Source organism: Alkalibacillus haloalkaliphilus C5 (assembly GCF_000269905.1).
GTDB classification, from domain to species: Bacteria; Bacillota; Bacilli; order Bacillales; family Alkalibacillaceae; genus Alkalibacillus; species Alkalibacillus haloalkaliphilus_A.
In genome coordinates, this window is record NZ_AKIF01000233.1 from 1 (window position 1) to 2,303 (window position 2,303).

Sequence of the window (2,303 nt, forward strand, 5' to 3'; positions counted from 1 at the left end):
TCCAGGCATTTCAAATGATTTAGAAGCAAGTGCTTCGCTCGTTCAATTAACATTAACAACATGTTTGATTGGTCTTGCTTTAGGACAAGTTGTCGTTGGTCCGATTAGTGATGCCCGTGGTAGAAAGAAGCCATTATTAATTAGTATATTTTTATTTGCGTTAGCATCTTTTTTATGTGCGATTGCTCCTAATATTACAACGTTAATTATTGCTCGTTTCTTACAAGGCTTTACAGCAGCTGCTGGTATTGTTTTATCTCGAGCTGTAGTTCGTGACGTGTTTGCAGGTAAAGAGTTAACGAAGTTTTTCGCATTATTAATGGTTATTAACTCAACCGCTCCAATGCTCGCACCAATGGCTGGTGGCGTGATTTTAGCTTTTCCATTTGCTACTTGGCACACGATCTTTTACTTTTTAGGTCTGTTAGGAATTATCATTGTCATCATTACAGCTTGGAAGTTACCTGAGACGTTAGAAGAAGAAAGACGTATTCCAAGTTCAATTGGTAGCACCGTTAAAACGATGGGAAGTTTATTTAAAGACAAAACATTTATCGGTTATGCTTTAACATTAGGACTCATTCATGGCGGAAGCTTCGCTTATGTGGCTGGCACGCCATTTGTGTACCAAGATATTTACGGTGTGTCACCACAAGTCTTTAGTGTGTTGTTTGGTATAAATGGACTTGGTATTATTATCGGAAGTTTCCTCATTGGTCGTTTATCTGGTGTGTTTCATGAACGAACGTTACTTAAAACTGCAGTCATTACTGTCGTGACGATGACGTCGTTTTTAATTGTCATGACGATCATCGAAGGACCACTCATATCGTTAGTCATTCCAATTTTCATCTACATGACCGCAATGGGAATGGTGTTAACGAGTACGTTTACGTTGGCGATGCAACATCAAGCTAACCAAGCGGGGAGTGCTAGTGCTTTATTAGGTACATTACCATTATTATTAGGAGCAGCGGTATCACCACTTGTCGGTCTAGATGAAACGACAGCTGTGCCAATGGGGACGGTGATGTTTGTGACGTCCGTACTAGGTTTTGTGGCATTTTTTAGTTTGACTAAAGAGGAGTAGTAAATGAAGTTTAGAACAGGTTAATGATCGTTTTCGTTATCTAGTTTATTTGAACTTTATATGGTTCGGAGACTTTAATTTAGTTATACAAATCAATTTGGTGGTCTAGTGAAATTGTGGAAACATGTGAAAAAAGAATGGCTAGGAGGATACAAATAAATGAACTTTCGTGAATTTGGATTAATTTTATTTGTTGAAAGATATGATGAGTGTATTGCTTTTTATCGAGATTTGCTTCAATTAGAAGTAAGAAATGTGAAAGACACCCTTGTTTCTTTTGAGTTGCCACATGGTTATTTGATGGTAGAACAAGGTGGTTCCGGATCTCACGAGGAGAAATCGCGACATCAAAATCCAACTGTACTTCGTTTTGATGTTGAATCATTAGCTGAATCTGTTAAAGAATTGGAGGAACGTGGTGTACAATTTATAGAAAAGTGTAAAACGTTTGACTGGGGATCAATTGCTGTACTAAACGACCCTGATGGTAACCGCATTGAATTAGGTGAAATTAATGAAAGTAGTGGGTCTTTCAAAGATAATCATTAATCTGTTTCAGATTCCTCACAAATATTGAGCTTTTCCCAATCACCTCTATGGTATGCTAACATTATTAGAGATCCATAGAGGTGATTCGTTATGGAACAAATGCGTCAAGAGGCACGCGAGTTTATTATAAATACTTATTACGAGTTTGGCAAAACTGAAGACGAAGCGTTACGTCGGATTGAAGAAGTTGATCAAGATATCGTTGAAAAAGGCTTTTATGAACAAACATATGAAGAGTTAGAATATGGAGCAAAAGTAGCTTGGCGAAACAGTAACCGTTGTATCGGTAGACTGTTTTGGGATCAGCTTCATGTTAAAGACCAAAGGCATTTAAAGACAGAAGAAGCTATCTTTCAAGCATTAGTTGAGCACATTGATTTTGCGACAAATGGTGGACGAATTCGTTCGACGATCTCTGTTTTCCAACAATTGAAACAAGGTGAAAAGGTTCGGGTATGGAATCATCAGCTCATTCGTTACGCTGGTTATGAAACCGAGCAAGGTATTATTGGTGATTCCGACTCAATCGAGTTCACGAACGTTTGTATTGAGGTTGGTTGGAAGCCGAAATATGGCCATTTCGATATTTTACCGCTCGTCATCCAAGTTAATGACAATGAGCCGAAATGGTTTGAGATTCCTGAACATGTCTTATTAGAAGTGC

The 2,303-nt window shown here is 38.2% G+C and carries 3 protein-coding genes; all 3 read left to right on the top strand.

Going from position 1 to position 2,303, the window contains the following annotated elements; all coding sequences use genetic code 11:
* Positions 1–1,090, top strand: a 1,090-nt coding sequence (locus A194_RS0115840; RefSeq protein ID WP_017187764.1) for a Bcr/CflA family efflux MFS transporter, incomplete at its 5' end; no start/stop codon positions are given.
* Between the two features lie 159 nt (positions 1,091–1,249).
* Positions 1,250–1,639, top strand: coding sequence for a VOC family protein (locus A194_RS0115845; RefSeq protein ID WP_017187765.1), 390 nt, complete (start codon positions 1,250–1,252; stop codon positions 1,637–1,639).
* Positions 1,640–1,729: 90 nt separating this feature from the next.
* Positions 1,730–2,303 (top strand): nitric oxide synthase oxygenase (locus A194_RS0115850; protein WP_017187766.1); only part of this gene is annotated, 574 nt, incomplete at its 3' end.